The sequence below is a fragment of the Nitrobacter winogradskyi Nb-255 genome, assembly GCF_000012725.1.
Taxonomy (GTDB): Bacteria; Pseudomonadota; Alphaproteobacteria; order Rhizobiales; family Xanthobacteraceae; genus Nitrobacter; species Nitrobacter winogradskyi.
Genome location: NC_007406.1, coordinates 1,356,132 through 1,373,979, shown reverse-complemented (window position 1 = coordinate 1,373,979; position 17,848 = coordinate 1,356,132). Strand labels below are relative to the sequence as shown.

Here is a 17,848-nt window from a genome sequence, read left to right as displayed (position 1 = left end):
CGGCGAAGTAGATACAGGTTCGCGTGAAGAAAACGTGTCTGCTGCCCTGTGGCCGCCGGGTTTGCACGCATAGTTCACAAGCGGTTAACGCCGCCATCACAACAGACCCATGTCTGCGTGCTGATTCCAGCACGAGCCCATAGCGTTCTCGTGCGAAGCGAATACCGGTTCGCATGAAGAAAACGCGTTCAATCAAGGCCATAGAGCCGCGCTCCTTCTTTCAGAAGCGACAGGGTCCAGGATCAGCGGCCGCATCCACGCATCGCGCAAGGCGGGCCTGTTACCATGCCTCCGCTACGAGGCCGGCTTAACCGTTTCTTGCCACAACCATGCAAACATTGGCGCCGCAGCAGCGCACTCGACACAAGAAATGTGGTCAGACCAATGCTTCATTCCATCTCCCAAAACTCCTTTGGACGTGTCATTTCCGTACGCGGGTCGCAGGCGCGCGTGGGTATTCTGAGGACCGGCCGCATGTCGATGGCGGCGGCGCGCGCAACCGTGGGCCGGTTCGTCAGCCTGCGCAGCATGACATCCACCATCGTCGCGATGATCACGGAGGTCTCCTGCGAGCACCTGCCATCCTCGGACGAATTCATGGCAAGCGCCTCGGTCGACCTGCTCGGCGAAATCCTTGACAGCTCCGGCCCCCGTCCTCGTTTCCAGCGCGGCGTCACCAACTATCCGGCGATCGATGACCTTGCTGACCTGGTCACCAATCAGGAACTGCGGACCATTTATGCGCCCAACGGAGCGGATCAGATCGACGTCGGCACACTGCAGCAGGATCCCTCCGTCACGGCCTTTATCGATATCGAGGAAATGCTCAGCAAGCACTTCGCCGTGCTCGGTTCGACGGGCGTCGGCAAGTCGAGCGGCGTTTCGCTGCTCATCAACGAAATCCTGCAATCGCGTCCTGATCTGCGTATTTTCCTGCTCGACGTGCACAATGAGTACGGCCGCTGTTTCGGCGATCGCGCCCTGGTGCTGAACCCGCGAAATCTGAAACTGCCGTTCTGGCTGTTCAACTTCGAGGAGATCGTCGACGTTCTGTTCGGCGGCCGTCCCGGCGTGCCGGAGGAACTCGATATTCTTGCGGAGGTGATCCCGATCGCGAAGGGAATCTATACGCAGTATCAGCACGCCGACCGAGTCAGTCTCAAACGCACGGACCCCAAGAGCGTCGGCTTCACGTCCGATACGCCGGTGCCCTACCGGCTGGTCGACATGATCTCGCTGATCGACGAGCGCATGGGCAGGCTTGAAAACCGCTCGTCGCGCATCGTCTACCACAAGCTGATCTCGCGCATCGAAACCGTGCGCAACGATCCCCGCTACGCCTTCATGTTCGACAACGCCAACGTCGGCGGCGATACCATGGCCGAGGTTGTCAGCCTGTTGTTCCGACTGCCCGCCAATGGCAGGCCGATGACCATCATGCAGCTTGCCGGCTTTCCCGCCGAAGTCGTCGATTCCGTGGTGTCGGTCCTCTGCCGCATGGCGTTCGACTTCGGTCTGTGGAGCGACGGCGTCTCGCCGCTGCTGTTCGTTTGCGAGGAAGCGCACCGCTATGCGTCCGCCGACCGAAACATCGGCTTCGGCCCGACACGCAAGGCGATCTCCCGCATCGCCAAAGAAGGCCGCAAGTACGGCGTTTATCTCGGCCTCGTCACGCAGCGCCCGGCCGAACTCGACGCCACCATCATTTCCCAGTGCAATACGCTGTTCACGATGCGCCTTGCCAACGACCGCGACCAGTCGCTGCTGCGTTCGGCGGTCTCGGATGCGGCCGCCAACCTGCTCTCCTTCGTGCCGTCGCTCGGAACCCGAGAGGTGCTGGCCTTCGGCGAAGGCGTCGCGCTTCCCACCCGGTTGCGCTTCAAGGAAGTTCCGGCGCACCAGTTGCCGCGCAGCGAGGCCAAGATCTCCACGGTGCCTTCCTCCAGCCACGGACAGGACATGGTGTTCGTCGATGCCGTACTGGAGCGCTGGCGTGGCGCAACCTCACATCGCGACGCGCCCCACACTCAGGCGCCCATGGAAAGACCGACGCTAAGCGTGCTGGACGCTCAGATGCTTCAGCCGTCTCTTGGTCTCGATCCCGACCGTTTCACGCTACTGAAAAGACCGTTGCGGTAGTTCTGCTCCTGATCGAAACAGAGGCGAAGCTCCGGGACGAACGCGGCATTGGGTTGAGGATCCGGCACGACGTGATAGAGTATAGACAGGGCTTGGGACCAAGCGCCGATGAGAAAACAACGGCCGAAGGAAACAGAGGAAGAGCACGTTGTGCTCCAATTCCGGCCGCGTGAGCGTGCGGAACCGCCGAAGCAACCCTCCTCGGAAAATGCCGCGGACAACCCCTCGCCGGACAGCGCCGCCGATCCCCCGCCTCCTCCACCCCCTCGGGAGGAACCCGACGACTTCCGCCATCGAATGCTGACAAACGCGGCAGCGATAGCCTTCACGATCGCATTGATCGCCGTCGGGCTGTGGCTGGCCAGGAACATCATCGATCTGCGTCAGATTCAGGACTGCGCGCTGATGGGCCTCCGAGGTTGTGCACACATCTCAACACCCCCACCCTAGACACGGCAACAAGAGGAAACATACTGATTCGGCTAGGGAATATGGCTTCACCGGATGCCCGCCGCCATTGAACTCCGGACAGCGCTCCGATATATGGGCTGGGCGTACCGGGAGCGGACCTTGCGGGGACGCCGCCAGCGTCGTACGCCTATGCGGCACCTACTCTTCAATGTATCAAAGGCTTAGTGATGTCTTCCACATTCGATCGGGTCGCCACCATTATTGCGGAAACCTGCGACATCCCGCGCGATACGATTACGCCCGAAAGCCATGCCATTGATGATTTGGGAATCGACAGCCTGGATTTCCTCGATATTGCTTTTGCGATCGATAAGGCCTTCGGAATCAAGCTTCCGCTGGAGAAGTGGACGCAGGAGGTCAACGACGGCAAGGCCACCACCGAACAATACTTCGTCCTGAAAAACCTCAGCGCGCGCATCGACGAGTTGGTCGCCGCCAAGGACGCGTAATCACGCGGCCATGCATCTCGAATATTTCCATTTGATCGACCGCATCGTTGACCTCAAAACGGAACAGCGATCAATCACCGTCGAAGCGCAGGTCCCCCAGGAAAGCACGATCTTCGAGGGACATTTTCCGGGACATCCTCTGATGCCCGGCGTGCTTCTGATTGAGTCGATGGCGCAAGCCTCCGGCTGGCTATTGATCGCCCTGACCAGGTTCGAGCGGATGCCCTTTCTGGCAGCCGTCAAGGAAGCCAAGATGAGGACTTTCGTTAAACCCGGCGAATTGCTGACGATCGAAGCCGCGGTCGTTCACGAAGGCTCCGGCTTCACCATCACCGAGGCGAAAGTCAGCGTCGGCGGAAAAACAAAATGCAATGCGACGCTGACGTTCCGTCAGGTGCCTTTTCCCAACGACGACCTGCGCGGCCACATGGAGACCATGGCCAGGCGCATCGGGTTTCCACAACAGATGTTTGCTCATGGCTGAGACAGCACCGCCCTCAGCGCCGATCGAAACCTGGATCACCGGGATCGGACTGGCCACCTCGCTCGGCGAAGGCCTGGATGCTCATTGGGAGGCGTTCAGTCATCGGCGCGTCAACGCCGACGAGAAGAGCTTCGCACCCTATGTCGTCCACCCGCTGGCTCCGATCAACTTCGACGCCCAGATTCCAAAAAGGGGCGACCAGCGCCAGATGGAAGCCTGGCAGCGCATCGGAACATACGCGGCGGGACTGGCGCTCGATTCCGCCGGGGTCAAAGGCAACACGGATATCCTGTCGCGGATGGACATGATTGTCGCCGCGGGCGGCGGCGAGCGCGACCTCGTCGTCGACGCCGGAGTTCTGAACGCGGAGACAAAGGGCAACGCCGCGCCCGGCCATCTCAACGAACGGCTGATGAGCGACCTGCGGCCAACACTGTTCCTGGCGCAGTTGTCCAACCTGCTCGCCGGCAACATCGCCATCGTTCACGGCGTGACGGGTTCTTCGCGCACATTCATGGGCGAAGAGGCTTCGGGCGTCGACGCGGTGCGCATCGCGCTCGCGCGAATCGCCGCCGGTCAAAGCGACATCGCCCTGGTCGGCGCCGCCCACAACGGCGAACGCAAGGATTTGCTGCTGCTGTACGAATTCGGGGATTTCAACCTGAAAGAGAAGTACGCGCCGGTCTGGGCACGCGAGCACAATAGCGGCTTTGCGCTCGGATCCGGCGGCGCGTTTCTGGTGATTGAGTCTCGTGCCCACGCGGAGGCCCGCGGCGCGAAGCCGTTCGCGCGCCTCACCAACGTCGTGGCGGATCATGCGCGGCGCAAGCATTCCGGCGACGTCACATCGACGCTGGAATCATTGTGGTCCAGGCTCGGCAACAGCACGGAAGGAACCGCGATCGTCACGGGCGCCACCGGCGCCGAGCCAGCCACCTCGGAAGAACGCGCGTTCCTTCGCGCTCATCCGGACATCCCGGTCCGCGCGACGGGAACGATGTTCGGTCACACCATGGAGGCGCAGTTTCCGCTTGGTTTGGCGGTTGCCGCGCTATCGTTGTCGCGAGGCGCGCTGTTCGCATCCGCCGATACATCGGAACAGGCGATCGATATGACGAGGCCTCCAGCACGGATTGTCGTGATCGGGACCGGACACTGGCGCGGCGAAGGCATGGCGCTGGTCGAAGCGATCAACTGAACCGGACCTATGGACTCGACGGGGGCACCATGACCGCAATACGCGACAAATCCGGCAGGCCCGTCGTCGTGGTGACCGGGATGGGCGTCGTGACCTCGCTCGGCGCCGGCAAGACGGATAACTGGGCCAGGCTTTGCGCGGGCGAATCCGGCATCAGGACGATCACGCGTTTTCCGACCGAAGGTCTGAGAACCACGGTGGCCGGCACCGTCGATTTCATCCCGGTCGAGCCATTCTCCTCGACCGATCTTTCGGAGCGGCTGGCCGACATCGCGACCGAGGAAGCCGTCGCGCAGGCGGGGATCGGGCGCGCCGGTGATTTTCCGGGCCCCTTGTTTCTCGCGGTCGCCCCGGTCGAGCTTGAATGGCCGCAGCGGCAGGAACTCGGCCGCGACCTCGGCCCCGATGTCGACATCGACTACGACCAGATGCTGCGCGTCAGCGGCGGCGGCAGATACAAGCAATATCATCGCCGTTTCCTGTTCGGCTCGGTCGCGGACCATCTCGCCGAGACCTTCGGCACCAAGGGTTCCCCCGTCTCGCTCTCGACGGCGTGCGCATCGGGGACAACCGCAATCCAGCTCGGCGTCGAGGCGATCCGCCGCGGCGAGGCCGATGCGGCGCTGTGCGTCGCGACTGACGGCTCGGTGAATCCCGAAGCGCTGATCCGGTTCTCGCTGCTGTCGGCGCTTTCTACCCAGAACGACCCTCCCCACGCCGCGGCGCGACCTTTCTCCAAGAATCGCGACGGCTTCGTGATGGCCGAAGGCGCGGGTGCGCTGGTGCTCGAAAGCTATGAGGCGGCGGCCGCGCGAGGCGCGAAAATCCTCGGCATCGTGGCGGGGTGCGGTGAGCTTGCCGACTCCTTCCACCGTACGCGTTCAAGCCCGGACGGCAAACCGATCATCGGCTGCGTCCGCAACGCGCTGGCAGACGCGGGCGTGACCACCGAGCAGATCGACTACATCAACGCGCACGGCACCGGCACTCCGGAAAACGACAGGATGGAGTATCTCGGCATCTCTAGCGTGTTCGGCGAGCGCGCCAGGCAGATCCCGGTCTCGTCCAACAAATCGATGGTCGGACATACCCTCTCGGCGGCTGGAGCGGTCGAAGCGGTGTTCTCGCTACTGACGCTCGAGCATCAGCGCATTCCGCCGACCATCAATTATGATGTCCCGGATCCGGCGATCCCGTTCGATGTCGTGCCCAACACGGCCCGCGATGCGCGCGTGACCACGGTGATGTCGAACTCGTTCGGTTTCGGCGGCCAGAACGCGTCGCTGATCCTGACGCGCGAACCGCTATAGCGGCCGGTGCAGCAGATGCGCGCACCGTGCGCCGCCCCCCTCCCGGCCCTTGCGGGATACAAGCCTGCCTTCGGCGGGACCGTCGTCCCCTGATGCGCCGCCTCCTGCTACGAACCAGAGCCGGGCTGCGCGATGCGGTCAAACCCGTCGGCGCAGCCGCCGTCGGCGCATTGACGATCGCCCTGTTGCGCGCGACGCGCTGTTTTGACCCGATAAAGACCGCGGATCTGTTCGGCCGCATCACGCGAAAGATCGGACCGTTGCTGCGTGAACAGAAGATCGGTCGCGCGAACCTCACGGCCGCGTTTCCCGAAAAGCCGCCGGACGAAATCGAGAAAATTCTGGCCGGGGTATGGGACAATCTGGGGCGCATCGGCGCGGAGTTCGCCCATCTCGATCACGTCTGGAACCACGATCCGGATCGCCCCGAAGACGGTCGCATCGAAATCGGGGAACGCACGCGCGAGCTGTTTCACAAGCTGCGGCTGGATGGCAAGCCGGCGCTGATTTTCGCAAGCCATATCGGCAACTGGGAGCTGCCCGCGGTCGCCGCCGTCGCGCACGGGCTCGATGCGGCGATTCTGTATCGCCGGCCGAACATCGCATCGGCCGACCGCGCGATCAAACAGTTGCGCTCCGTCAATATGGGCACACTGATCCCCGCGGGCCGCGATGCACCGCTCCGATTGGCTCAGGCGCTGCAAAACGGCCAGCATGTCGCGATGCTGGTGGACCAGTATTTCACCAACGGCGTCGACGTCACATTCTTCGGACGCAAGACCAAGGCTAATCCGACGCTGGCGCGTCTTTTGCGGCAGATCGAATGTCCGATCCACGGCGTGCGGATCATCCGCCTGCCGGACCATCGCTTCCGTGCCGAGCTTTCGGAAGAAATCACGCCGGCGCGGGATGCAAACGGCGGGATCGACGTGCAGGGAACGATGCAGATCATCACCTCGGTGATCGAAGGCTGGATCCGCGAATATCCCGATCAATGGCTGTGGCTGCACCGCCGCTGGCGTTAAGGCGTTTTCGAGCGAAGCGGGATTCGGTTCGCGTGAAGAAAGTTCTCCGTCCTGTCACCGTCCCGTCTTTATGCGCGTCCAGAGCCGGTTGATCGAACGTTGCGTCGCGAGATCGCGCGCAGTTATGATGAACAGCCGCTTCATCACGGCTTCATCCGGATAGATCGTCTTGTCATTGAAGGCTTGCGGATCGATCAGCTTCTGGCTGGCCAGATTGCCGCTGGCATAGGACAGGAAGTCCGAATTCTTCGCCGCAACGTCCGGCCGATAGAGATAATTGATCAACTCGTAAGCCTCGTCGACATGCCTGGCATCCAGGAGAACGGCCAGATTGTCGAAGAACATCTGGGCGCCCTCTTTCGGAATCGCATAACCGATCTCGACACCGTTATGGCTCTCCGCCGCGCGGCTTTGGGCCTGCTTGATATCGCCGGACCAGCCGACGACAAGGCAGATCTCTCCAGTGGCTAGGCTGTTAAGATATTCCGAGGAATGAAACTTGCGGACATACGGCCTGATCTTGCCGACAAGAGCCGCTGCCTGTTCGAGATCGCTCTTTTCTGTCGAGTTCGGATCGAGGCCGAGAAAGTTGAGCGCGGCAGGCAGGATATCATCCGCGGAATCAAGCATCTGGACGCCGCAGTCCTTGAACTTCGCGAGCTTGTCCGGATCGAAGATGACATCCCAACTATCAATCCTGCTGTCGGGTCCGAGAATGCGCCGCACTGCTTTGACATTGTAGCCGATGCCGGTCGTGCCCCACATGTAATTCACGGCGTACTGATTGCCGGGATCATAGGTTGCGAGCCTCTCCGTCACCATGGGCCATGCGTTGGCCAGATTCGGCAGCTTCGACTTGTCGAGTTTCCGAAAGATGTTCGCGCCGATCTGACGCTGCAAAAAATACGCCGTCGGCACCACGATATCGTAACCGGACTTGCCGGCAAGGAGCCGCGTTTCGAGCGTCTCGTTGGCGTCGAAGGTGTCGTAGACCACCTTGATTCCAGTTTCCTCGGTGAAGGCCTCGAGCACGCCCGGCGCGATGTAGTTCGACCAGTTGAAAAAGTTGACGACGCGCTCGGCGGCGTCGGCGCGCGGCGACAAGACCGCGCCCGAACCAAGCATCAATGCAACGGGCGCCCAGAACCACACGCATTGGTTCGGAATCATCGGCCTCACCTCCGCACGGCGTCGGATAGCCGCTCCAGCGCAGCGTCGAGCGTGGCATCCTTCTTCGCGAAACAGAAACGTACGACCGAGGTAACCGCGTCCTTTTCGTAGAACGCTGAAACCGGGATCGCCGCGACCTTATGGTCCACGACGATGCGCCTGCAGAACACATGATCGGTTTCATTGAGTCCGAGCGGCGCGAGATCGACGGTCAGGAAATAGGTTCCTTGCGACGGCAGCACCGGAAACCCGATGTCTTCGAGGCCGCGGGTCAGGCGGTCGCGGCGGCGCGCCAGATCGCGGCGCATCTCGAAAAAATAATCGTCCGGCTTCGCAAGGCCCCCGGCGACCGCGGCCTGAAGATTGGGAGGTGTGGTGAAGGTGAGAAACTGATGCACCTTGGCGATGACCCGCAAAAGCGGCGGCGCGGCGCAGACAAAGCCGACCTTCCAGCCCGTCAGGGAGAATATCTTTCCGGCCGATCCGATCTTGATGGTGCGGTCGCGCATGCCGGGAACGGTGATCAGCGGAATATGCTCGCGGCCGTCGAAAACCACATGCTCCCAGACCTCGTCGCAGATCGCGACCGCATCGAACTCCTGGCAAAACCGCGCCAGCAATTCCAGTTCATTGCGCGCATAGACCACCGCAGCCGGATTCAGCGGATTGTTGAAAAGTACGACCCTGGTCCTGGGGGTGAAGGCGTCGCGCAGCGCGTCTTCCGTCAACCGCCAGTGCGGCGGCTCCAGCCGAACCAGACGCGGAACGCCGCCGGCCTGCCGTATGATCGGAAGGTAGGAGTCGTAGAACGGCTGGAAGACGACGACCTCGTCGCCCGGTTCTACCGTCGCGAGAATGGCGCTGGTCAGCGCTTCCGTCCCGCCGGAGGTAACCATCACCTCACTCGCCGGATCGGCCGCAAGACCGTGCCAGTGGCGGTAGTGAGCGGCGACCGCCTGCCGCAACTCCGGAATGCCCATCATCGATGGGTACTGATTGTAACCGTTGATAACGGCGTCCGCCGCCGCGCGCCGGATATCCTCCGGGCCCGGATCGTCGGGAAAACCCTGCCCGAGGTTGATGGCGTCGTGGTCGCGCGCGAGCTGCGACATGGTCTCGAAGATGGTCACCGGCAGGTCAGCGAAGACCTTGTTCATCGAGAGCGTCAACTCTCAGCCGCCGGATCGTGTCGGCAACCCTGCCGCCTTCCATCCCAGAATTCCGCCGTCGAGATGCTTGTCGTAAGGAAGGCCGGCGGCCTGCGCCGCCAGCGACGCGCTCACCGAGCGCTTGCCCGAGCGGCACGCAAACACCACCTGCTTGCCTTGCGGATCGGGAATCGCCGAGAGGTCGAACGTCGACAGGGCGACAACCACCGCGTCCGGAAAGGCCTCCGCCGCAATTTCGTTCGGCTCGCGGACGTCAACCAGCAGATAGCGTCCGTCGGTGATGCCTTTCGAGACATCCTCCGGCGTCAAATCGTGAACGACAAAATTCAGATTCGCCAACGTGACCTCCTCGCGCTTTTGCCTTCGGACGCTCGCACCCGGCGCGATGCCCGTATCGCCGCTTCTTCGGCCGCGCAAGGTCACCCCTTGCGAGGATAAAATCAAGCGCCGTCACGGCTCTATGACGGCTTGTCTAGAGCATGTTCGCTTCTGATTGAATCAGAAGCGGTGCTCTATGATTTTGTTTTGACGCGTTTTCTTCACGCGAACCGGTACCCACTTCGCTCGAAAACGCTCTAGATGATGACCTGCGTCCCGACCTCGACAACGCGCCCGGTCGGAATCTGAAAATAGTCGATCGCATCGTTGGCCGACCGGCTCAGCGCAATGAACAGCTTGTCCTGCCACGCAGGCATTCCCGACTGCGCGGACGCCTTCAGCGACCGGCGGGAAACAAAAAACGAAGTCGACATAATATCGAACTGCCAGCCAAGCTTGCGCGCGATGGCCAGCGCCTTCGGAACGTTGGGCGATTCCATGAATCCGAAGCGGAGGCTGACGGTCGAAAATTTTTCGCTGATGTTTTCCATGCGCACGCGCTCGGCGGGACCGACCCGAGGCGTTTGCGCGGTTTCGATCGTCAGGATGACGTTGTGTTCGTGAAGAACCTTGTTGTGCTTCAGATTGTGCAGAAGCGCCGTGGGCACGAAATTGGGGTCGCTGGTCAAGAACACCGCCGTGCCCTTGACGATATGCGGCGGCCGCTTCTCAAGGCTCTGAATGAGATCCAGAAGCGGCACCTCGGTGCGCCTGGTCTTCTTGATGAGGATCGCCACGCCGCGACGCCATGTCCATATCAGCACCACCATCGCGATGCCGAACAGAAGCGGCACCCAGGCCCCATCAAACAGCTTAAGCAGATTGGCGCTGAAAAACATCATGTCCACAACGACGAGCGGGACGACCAGTGCCGCCGCAGCCGCCGGGTGCCAGTTCCACAGCTTCCAGACAACGACAAAGCCCATGATGCCGTCAGCGACCATCGTGGTGGAGACGGCGATCCCGTAGGCGGAAGCGAGCCCGCTGGAGGTGCGGAACAACAGCACCAGCAGCAGCACGCCGATCAGCAACAGCAGATTGACGCGCGGCAGATAGATCTGACCGGCATGGGTCTCGGATGTGTAGCGCACCTCGAAACGCGGCAGCAGACCCAGTTGCACGCCCTGACGGATCAGCGAATAGGCCCCCGTGATGACCGCCTGGCTGGCGATCACGGTGGCGGCGGTCGCCAGAATGACCAGCGGCAGAATCAGCGGCGCGGGCGCCAGACGGTAGAAGGTGTTCTCGATGGCTTCGGGGTGGGCAAGGATCAGCGCCCCCTGCCCGAAGTAGTTCAGCAGCAGCGATGGCAACACAAGACAGAACCAGGCTACCTGAATCGGCTTGCGGCCAAAGTGGCCGAGATCGGCGTACAGCGCCTCACCGCCCGTGACCGACAGAAACACCAGGCCCATGATGACGAGGCCGAGCAGCCCGTGATTGAGCAGAAAGTGAATGGCGTACCAGGGATTCACCGCCAGCAGCACATGCGGATCCTCGTGGATGTGCAGAACGCCAAGGACCGCGATCGTCAGAAACCAAAGCGCCATCACCGGAGCAAACGCCGAAGCGACCCGAGCGGTGCCCCGGCTCTGCACCGCAAACAGCATGACCAGGATCACCAGCGTCAGTGGAACGACATAATCCTGGAGCCTCGGTGCCGCGAGTTTCAATCCTTCGACGGCCGACAACACCGAGATCGCCGGCGTAATCATGGAATCGCCGATGAACATCGAGGCGCCGACCACGCCGAGCGCCAGCAGGAGCAGGCTTCGCCGCCCCAGCGCCCGCTGCCCGAGCGCCATCAGCGACAGCGTTCCACCCTCGCCGTTGTTGTCGGCCCGTAGCAGCAGGAGAACGTATTTCGCCGTCACGACGATAAAGAGCGACCAAAGAATCAGCGACAGCACGCCGAGCACGATCGCGGGCGTCACCGCCCCCTCTTGAGCGGCGTGATCGACCGCCTCGCGGAACGCATACAAGGGCGAGGTTCCGATATCGCCGAAGACCACGCCGACGCTTCCGAGCGTCAACGCCCAAAAGCCGCTCGTCTTTGCCGAAGATTCGTCTTTGCCTTCGGCAGTGGGATCGCTGACGGCCATGGTGTCGTGCCAACGCTCGGATGATGATTTTGATCCGGGGCTATCGCGCACAAGCTACCCGCCCGTCAATCATCGAATACTATTGACAGCCAGCCCCCGACCTGCCCGGCCGGCCCTCCGGTTCCGGTATAATAATACGATTGACGGTTAAGGCTTCAAGTTCGGCGGCAGCGGAGGCGCCTCACGCATCAAGGTGATGGTCACGCGCCGGTTCGCCGCCAGTGACGGATCGTCGGGAAACAAAGGCATGCTGTCCGACTTGCCCGAGACCGCGAAGATATGACCAGCGGGCACCCCCTCCCGCTCAAGGATCTGGCGAACGACGTTGGCGCGGTCCGCCGACAGGTCGAAGCCGTCATAGTCGCTGCGCATCGCAATGAAGTTCGAAGCGGTATGGCCGGTGACCGAGATTCGAAACGGCGTCGCCTTGAGCGGAGCCGCGAGCCGCCTGATCAACATCCGCGTCCGCTCATAGGGTTCTTTTGAGCCCTCCGCGAACATGGAGCGGCCATCCTGGTCGACGATTTCCAGGTTGAGGCCTTCCTTTGTTTCCTCGAACATGATGTGCTTGGAAAGCTCTGTCAGTTCCGGCATGTCCTGCAACGCCTGCCGCAGCGACGCGGACGCAAGCGCGAACTCGCGATCCGTCTTGAGGCGAGCGCCCGCGATCTTGAAACGCTCCTGTTCGTTAGGGGTCGGCGTGGTTGAGGTTTCATCCGGCGGAACATGCGCGGCGTTTTTCAGCTTGGGCCGCGTCGGCAGGCCATCCGATTCAATGATACCGGAATATCGCACCTCGGTCTGGGAGCCGAAGGCATCGCGCATCGAGCCCGCAACGATCTTGAGCTTCTGATTATCCATCGTGGAGAACGCGACGAGCATCACAAAGAAGCTCATCATCAGGCCCATCAGATCCGCGAACGTGACGAACCAGCCGTGACCTCCGCCGTGCGCGTCGCCTCGCTTCTTCTTGGCCATCGCAGGTTTCCCGAATCGACGTCAGGTCACGCCGGAACCGGCTCGCCTTCTTCGTGGCGGTGTTTTTCCGGCAGATAGGCCAGCAGCATTTCCCGCACCAGCGCCGGGCTCTTCGAATCCCGGATCATCAGGATGCCGTCGATGATCAGGGTGCGATTGGTCTCCTCGTCCAGCAGCTTGCCGTGGAGCTTGTCCGCGATCGGCAGGCAGAACAGGTTGGCGACGAGCGCGCCATAAAGCGTCGCGAGCAGCGCCGTCGCCATGAACGGTCCGAGCTTGGAAGGATCGGTCATGTTGGCGAACATCTGCACCATGCCGATCAGGGTGCCGATCATGCCGAAGGCCGGCGCGCAGTCGCCGATCGCGCGGTAGATCTTGCTACCCTCGTCGAGATGCATGAGAAAGTTGTCGCGATCGCGCTCGAGATTATCGCGGATGAATTCGAGATCGTAACCGTCCGCGACGAAACGGACTCCCTTGGCGAGAAACGGCTCGGTGGTTTCGACCTTTTCCAGGCCGACCGGTCCCTGCTTGCGGGAGATCTCGGCGATGCGCGCCAGTTCATCGACAAGGTCGCGCGCCGACAGCCGGCTCATCGTGAAGGCGTATTTGGCGCCAAGCGGCAGGCCATGCAAAATCGCGCCGAGCGGGAAGCGGATCATGGTCGCGGCGATCGAGCCGCCGAAAATGATGATCATGGCATGTTCGCTGACGAACATGTGCAGATCGCCACCCATAAAGACCATCATGGCAATTACGATCATGCCGAAAGCAAGCCCGGCACCGGTCATGATATCCATGATGAACTCCACGCATACTCGACCGGCCATCCTGGACGGCGGCGCGACCGTTCTGAGTCACGCATCGTCACCCTAGCTTTCGCGCCATTAAGGACCGGTTACCGGAACGGGAACGGTTGCCGATGAGCTGGAACATTCCGCTTCTGGCGGATCAGAAGCGAGCCCTATAGCCTTGATTTCATGCGCTTTCTTTAGGCGAACCGGCATCCGTTTCCTGTGGCAAGCCCGAGAAACATGCCTTGCTCGAAACGCTACGGGCTGCTTTCCGCAAGGATCTCAATGCGGACGGGAGGGCCGGTTGTCCTGCTTGCGCTGCCGGATCGGAATGGTCGGCGGCGCAGGCTTGGTCGCTGCCGAGGCCGGCGGGGCGGCTTCCGCCGATGCCGCCGCGTCCGGAAACGTCTCCTGCACGGCGGCCTTGAGTTCCTGATCATGATAGGATTTCCAGCCGACCGGAAGGCTCAACAGGAAAATGATCGAACCGAAGGACAGAACCACCCAGGGGTAGCTGATCAGGAGCGCGATGACGAAGACCACCGACACGAAGACCGGCAGCACGAGTTCCGGCTGAACGCGCATCCCAACTGTCTTGCCGGAGAAGACCGGCAGCCGGGAAACCATGAGGATGGCGATCAACAGCGTATAGAACGCCGTCAGTACCGCTGGGGGCTGCGGTATGCCCAGAAACGAAAGATAGATCGGCAACAGCACCGCGATCGCACCCGCCGGCGCGGGAACGCCGGTGAAGAAATTCGCGGCGAAGGCCGGCTTGTTCTCGTCATTCATGGTCGCATTGAAGCGGGCGAGGCGCAGGCCGCCGCTGATCGCGAATATCATCGCCGCGATCCAGCCCACATTGCTGAGGTCGTGCAACTGCCAGAAATAAAGGATGAGGCCGGGCGCAACGCCGAAATTGACGAAGTCCGCGAGGCTGTCGAGCTCGGCGCCGAACTTCGATTGCCCTTTGATCATCCGGGCGACCCGCCCGTCGAGCCCGTCGAGCACGGCCGCGAATACGATGGCCCCCACCGCAAGCTCCATCCGCCCCTCGGTGGAGAGACGGATCGCCGTCAATCCCGCGCAGATCGCAAGCAGCGTGATAAAATTCGGCACCAGCATCCGCACCGGAATCGGACGAAACCGGCGGCGGCGCAACTCGGGCGTTTTGGGATCGTATGGCGTCTGCGCGTCTCCTGTATGGGAAGGCTTGCCGGGGCCACCATCGTCTCGGCGTCCCCGACGAACCGAAGCGTTTAACTACTACGAAAAGTCCGCCCGTCTGTCTGCTGAAAATCAGCCAGCACCGTCTCGCCGGCGATCGTGGTCTGTCCCTCGGACACTAGCACCTGCGTTCCCTCCGGAAGGAAGACGTCGAGCCGCGAGCCGAACCGGATCAGCCCGAAGCGTTCGCCAGTCTCGACCGTCTGCCCGTCATGGACGAAGGTCACGATACGGCGCGCGATCAGTCCGGCGATCTGAATCACGCCAACCAGGCCATTGTTTGGCGTCGATATGACGAGCGCGTTACGCTCGTTGTCCTCGCTCGCCTTGTCGAGTTCGGCATTGATGAACTTGCCGGGGCGATAGACGATCCGTTCGATCCGCCCCGCAACCGGGCTGCGATTGACGTGGCAATTGAACACACTCATGAAAATCGAAATACGCACCATCGGCAGCTCGCCAAGCTCGAGTTCGGCGGGCGGCACAACCGGTGCGATCATCGAGATCCGTCCGTCTGCCGGCGCGACGACAAGCCCCTCCCGGATTGGCGTCACACGGGCGGGATTGCGGAAGAACAGCGCGCACCAGATTGTCAGCAGCGTTCCGATCCAGCCCAGCGGGCTCCAGATCCAGAACAGGATGATGGTGGCCAATGCGAAGCCACCGACGAAGGGATACCCCTTCGGATGAATCGGCGAAATCTGCGCTCGCACGGATCTTGCGCCGGAGCGAACGGATTTCGCGATGGAGAGGAGAGTCTGTCGATCTATGGGCATGAGCACCTGATGATATGCGAATGAGCCTGAGGTGAAGGTGACTTATGAAAACACGACACGACCCTCGATCAGCACCGTATGGATTCAATGCCTGATTCGGGAGGGTCACCTTGGACCTATTCTACCCTGCCGCGCCGGTTGGCGCCACCAGCGGATCGTCCACAGGCGGAGGGGCGCGATTCGGCGCGCCCTCTTCATCGCCGATCAGCGCAAGCTTCTCTCGCGCCTCCTCGGCCTCTCGTTGCCTGTTCCACATGCTCGCGTAAAGACCCCCCGCCGCCAGAAGCTCGGCGTGAGTCCCGCGTTCGGCGATACGTCCCTGGTCGAGCACGATGATTTCGTCGGCGCCGACAATGGTCGAGAGCCGGTGCGCGATCACCAGCGACGTCCGGTTGCGCGAGACCCGTTCGAGAGCCTCCTGGATTTCATGCTCGGTGTGGCTGTCGAGCGCCGACGTCGCCTCATCCAGTACGAGGATAGGGGGCGCCTTCAGCACGGTGCGCGCGATCGCCACGCGCTGCTTCTCGCCGCCGGACAGTTTCAATCCGCGCTCGCCGACCTCCGTCTCATACCCTTTAGGCGACATCCTGATGAAGCCGTCGATCTGCGCCGTCCGCGCGGCCGCCTCGACCTCCTCGTCGGTGGCGTCCCAGCGGCCATAACGGATGTTGTAGCGGATGGTATCGTTGAACAGCACGGTATCCTGCGGCACCATTCCGATCGCCGCGCGCAACGACTCCTGAGTCACATCGCGGATATCCTGGCCGTCGATCAGGATGCGGCCGCTGGAGACGTCATAAAGGCGGAACAGCAGCCGGGACAGCGTCGATTTTCCGGCTCCCGAAGGGCCGACGATGGCCACCGTCTTTCCCGCCGGCACATCGAAAGTCAGGCCCTTGAGGATCGGGCGATCCGGATCGTAGGCGAACAGCACATCCTCAAACTTCACCGCCCCGCTCTCGACGCGCAGCGGCTGCGCGCCGGGGCGATCCTGGACCTCCGCGCGGCGGGTCAGCACGGAGAACATCTTCTCGATATCGATGATCGCCTGCTTGATCTCGCGGTAGACCATGCCCATGAGATTGAGCGGCTGGTAGAGCTGGATCATCATGGCGTTGACCATGACGAAATCGCCGACGGTGTGGGTCCCGTTTCGGACCCCGATCGCGCACATGATCATGACCGTCGTCAGGCCGGCGGTGTAGATCACGGCCTGCCCCGCATTCAGCACCGCCAGCGATGTGTAGGTCTGCACGCTTGCGGTCTCGAAGCGCTCCATCGAGCGGTCATAGCGATCCGCTTCACGCGTCTCGGCGCTGAAATACTTGACCGTCTCATAGTTCAAAAGCGAATCGATCGCCTTGGTGTTGGCGTCGGAATCGGAGTCGTTCATCCGGCGGCGGATCTCGATACGCCACTGCGTCGCTTTGTAGGTGAAGGCCATGTAGACCATGACGGTCAGCAGCGTCACCAGAACATAGCGCCAGTCGAACTGCCAAAGCAGCACGGCGGTGAGCAATCCGACCTCGACCGCCGTCGGAATGAGCTGAAGGATGACCAGCCGCACCATCTCTTCGATGCCGTTGCGGCCCCGCTCGAGCACGCGCGTCAATCCGCCGGTCTTGCGTTCGAGATGAAAACGCAGCGACAGCTCGTGCATGTGGACGAACGTCCGGTAAGCCAGCCTGCGCACCGCGTGCATCGCGACCTTGGCGAAAGTGCCGTCGCGCCATTGCGTCAGCAGCGCCATCAGCACGCGGGCGGAGCCGTAGGCCAGCGTCATCGCGAGCGGCGACACGATCAGCCACATCGCCCAGTTGTCGGGCTGCACGGGCGCGCTTCCCGTGCCGCCCAGCGCATCGACCGCCCATTTGAACGTGAAGGGAACGACCAGAGTTGCGACTTTTGCCGCAAGCAACAGCACCAGCGACCATGCCACGCGCATTTTCAGGTCGGCGCGGTCACCGGGCCACATGTAGGGCCACAGATGCAAGAGCGCCCTGCCGAGGGTCGCGTTCCGGGTGGGGTCATCTGATGGCTTTGCCGGCGCGGTCGCCTGAGGGAAAGCCGCGTCAGCCATCGAGCGCGCCCGAACCGAGAAGCGGCGTCGGCGGCCGCGTATGTCGTCTGATAAAGGTCATGGATCGGCTCTATATAGAGCGTTTAAGTGCCGCGTAC

At 62.0% G+C, this 17,848-nt stretch carries 16 protein-coding genes; 7 read left to right on the top strand and 9 right to left on the bottom strand.

The features are described 5' to 3' along the window. Positions 1-384 precede the first annotated feature (384 nt). The 7 genes from NWI_RS06445 (at position 385) to NWI_RS06415 (ending at position 7,076) form a co-directional block, all read left to right on the top strand. Positions 385-2,139 (top strand): ATP-binding protein, encoded by a 1,755-nt coding sequence (locus tag NWI_RS06445; RefSeq protein WP_041344867.1) that lies wholly within the window; start codon positions 385-387, stop codon positions 2,137-2,139. 108 nt (positions 2,140-2,247) lie between these two features. Beyond that, a complete protein-coding gene (locus tag NWI_RS18565; protein WP_011314537.1) occupies positions 2,248-2,589 on the top strand; it encodes a hypothetical protein in 342 nt (113 codons plus the stop codon). A 188-nt stretch (positions 2,590-2,777) separates the two neighbouring features. Further along, on the top strand, positions 2,778-3,059 hold the full coding sequence (locus NWI_RS06435; protein WP_009797418.1) for an acyl carrier protein: 282 nt from the start codon (positions 2,778-2,780) through the stop codon (positions 3,057-3,059). A gap of 10 nt (positions 3,060-3,069) precedes the next feature. Beyond that, positions 3,070-3,543, top strand: a complete 474-nt coding sequence (locus tag NWI_RS06430) for a 3-hydroxyacyl-ACP dehydratase FabZ family protein (RefSeq protein ID WP_011314536.1) — start codon at positions 3,070-3,072, stop codon at positions 3,541-3,543. Beyond that, positions 3,536-4,741, top strand: a complete 1,206-nt coding sequence (locus NWI_RS06425) for a beta-ketoacyl-ACP synthase (protein WP_011314535.1) — start codon at positions 3,536-3,538, stop codon at positions 4,739-4,741. Before NWI_RS06430 ends, NWI_RS06425 begins: the two co-directional genes overlap by 8 nt. A 29-nt stretch (positions 4,742-4,770) precedes the next feature. Beyond that, positions 4,771-6,051: a beta-ketoacyl-ACP synthase gene (locus NWI_RS06420; RefSeq protein ID WP_011314534.1), complete on the top strand. Its 1,281-nt coding sequence runs from the start codon at positions 4,771-4,773 to the stop codon at positions 6,049-6,051. A 92-nt stretch (positions 6,052-6,143) separates the two neighbouring features. Beyond that, complete coding sequence (locus NWI_RS06415; protein WP_011314533.1) at positions 6,144-7,076, top strand: lipid A biosynthesis lauroyl acyltransferase; 933 nt, start codon at positions 6,144-6,146, stop codon at positions 7,074-7,076. A gap of 54 nt (positions 7,077-7,130) precedes the next feature. Here the strand turns inward: NWI_RS06415 and NWI_RS06410 are convergent, their stop codons facing one another. From NWI_RS06410 to NWI_RS06370, 9 genes are all read right to left on the bottom strand, one after another. Continuing rightward, entirely contained in the window at positions 7,131-8,201 is a 1,071-nt protein-coding gene (locus NWI_RS06410; protein WP_041345465.1) for a polyamine ABC transporter substrate-binding protein, read from the bottom strand. A gap of 50 nt (positions 8,202-8,251) precedes the next feature. Then, a complete protein-coding gene (locus tag NWI_RS06405; protein WP_011314531.1) occupies positions 8,252-9,403 on the bottom strand; it encodes an aminotransferase in 1,152 nt (383 codons plus the stop codon). 15 nt (positions 9,404-9,418) lie between these two features. After that, on the bottom strand, positions 9,419-9,754 hold the full coding sequence (locus NWI_RS06400; RefSeq protein WP_081431763.1) for a rhodanese-like domain-containing protein: 336 nt from the start codon (positions 9,752-9,754) through the stop codon (positions 9,419-9,421). 236 nt (positions 9,755-9,990) lie between these two features. Further along, positions 9,991-11,895: a potassium transporter Kup gene (locus NWI_RS06395; protein WP_041344866.1), complete on the bottom strand. Its 1,905-nt coding sequence runs from the start codon at positions 11,893-11,895 to the stop codon at positions 9,991-9,993. A gap of 147 nt (positions 11,896-12,042) precedes the next feature. Continuing rightward, the gene (locus tag NWI_RS06390) at positions 12,043-12,873 is read right to left on the bottom strand and encodes an OmpA/MotB family protein (protein WP_011314528.1); all 831 of its coding nucleotides are present in this window, start codon (positions 12,871-12,873) and stop codon (positions 12,043-12,045) included. A 26-nt stretch (positions 12,874-12,899) separates the two neighbouring features. Further along, positions 12,900-13,673 carry a motility protein A gene (locus NWI_RS06385; protein ID WP_011314527.1) on the bottom strand — a complete coding sequence of 258 codons (774 nt, stop codon included), beginning with the start codon at positions 13,671-13,673 and terminating at the stop codon, positions 12,900-12,902. 276 nt (positions 13,674-13,949) lie between these two features. Further along, positions 13,950-14,792, bottom strand: coding sequence for a CDP-diacylglycerol--serine O-phosphatidyltransferase (pssA, locus tag NWI_RS06380; protein ID WP_187148021.1), 843 nt, complete (start codon positions 14,790-14,792; stop codon positions 13,950-13,952). A gap of 134 nt (positions 14,793-14,926) precedes the next feature. Further along, on the bottom strand, positions 14,927-15,670 hold the full coding sequence (locus tag NWI_RS06375; RefSeq protein WP_011314525.1) for a phosphatidylserine decarboxylase: 744 nt from the start codon (positions 15,668-15,670) through the stop codon (positions 14,927-14,929). A gap of 121 nt (positions 15,671-15,791) precedes the next feature. Continuing rightward, positions 15,792-17,750, bottom strand: a complete 1,959-nt coding sequence (locus tag NWI_RS06370) for an ABCB family ABC transporter ATP-binding protein/permease (RefSeq protein WP_011314524.1) — start codon at positions 17,748-17,750, stop codon at positions 15,792-15,794. Positions 17,751-17,848 lie beyond the last annotated feature (98 nt).

Excerpts from the sequence above, each read along its gene's own strand:
- NWI_RS06445 (WP_041344867.1), top strand. The coding sequence starts at position 385 with ATGCTTCATTCCATCTCCCAAAACTCCTTTGGACGTGTCATTTCCGTA.
- NWI_RS18565 (WP_011314537.1), top strand. The coding sequence starts at position 2,248 with ATGAGAAAACAACGGCCGAAGGAAACAGAGGAAGAGCACGTTGTGCTC.
- NWI_RS06435 (WP_009797418.1), top strand. The coding sequence starts at position 2,778 with ATGTCTTCCACATTCGATCGGGTCGCCACCATTATTGCGGAAACCTGC.
- NWI_RS06430 (WP_011314536.1), top strand. The coding sequence starts at position 3,070 with ATGCATCTCGAATATTTCCATTTGATCGACCGCATCGTTGACCTCAAA.
- NWI_RS06425 (WP_011314535.1), top strand. The coding sequence starts at position 3,536 with ATGGCTGAGACAGCACCGCCCTCAGCGCCGATCGAAACCTGGATCACC.
- NWI_RS06420 (WP_011314534.1), top strand. The coding sequence starts at position 4,771 with ATGACCGCAATACGCGACAAATCCGGCAGGCCCGTCGTCGTGGTGACC.
- NWI_RS06415 (WP_011314533.1), top strand. The coding sequence starts at position 6,144 with ATGCGCCGCCTCCTGCTACGAACCAGAGCCGGGCTGCGCGATGCGGTC.
- NWI_RS06410 (WP_041345465.1), bottom strand. The coding sequence starts at position 8,201 with ATGCTTGGTTCGGGCGCGGTCTTGTCGCCGCGCGCCGACGCCGCCGAG.
- NWI_RS06405 (WP_011314531.1), bottom strand. The coding sequence starts at position 9,403 with ATGAACAAGGTCTTCGCTGACCTGCCGGTGACCATCTTCGAGACCATG.
- NWI_RS06395 (WP_041344866.1), bottom strand. The coding sequence starts at position 11,895 with ATGGCCGTCAGCGATCCCACTGCCGAAGGCAAAGACGAATCTTCGGCA.
- NWI_RS06390 (WP_011314528.1), bottom strand. The coding sequence starts at position 12,873 with ATGGCCAAGAAGAAGCGAGGCGACGCGCACGGCGGAGGTCACGGCTGG.
- NWI_RS06385 (WP_011314527.1), bottom strand. The coding sequence starts at position 13,673 with ATGGATATCATGACCGGTGCCGGGCTTGCTTTCGGCATGATCGTAATT.
- pssA (WP_187148021.1), bottom strand. The coding sequence starts at position 14,792 with ATGCTGGTGCCGAATTTTATCACGCTGCTTGCGATCTGCGCGGGATTG.
- NWI_RS06375 (WP_011314525.1), bottom strand. The coding sequence starts at position 15,670 with ATGCCCATAGATCGACAGACTCTCCTCTCCATCGCGAAATCCGTTCGC.
- NWI_RS06370 (WP_011314524.1), bottom strand. The coding sequence starts at position 17,750 with ATGGCTGACGCGGCTTTCCCTCAGGCGACCGCGCCGGCAAAGCCATCA.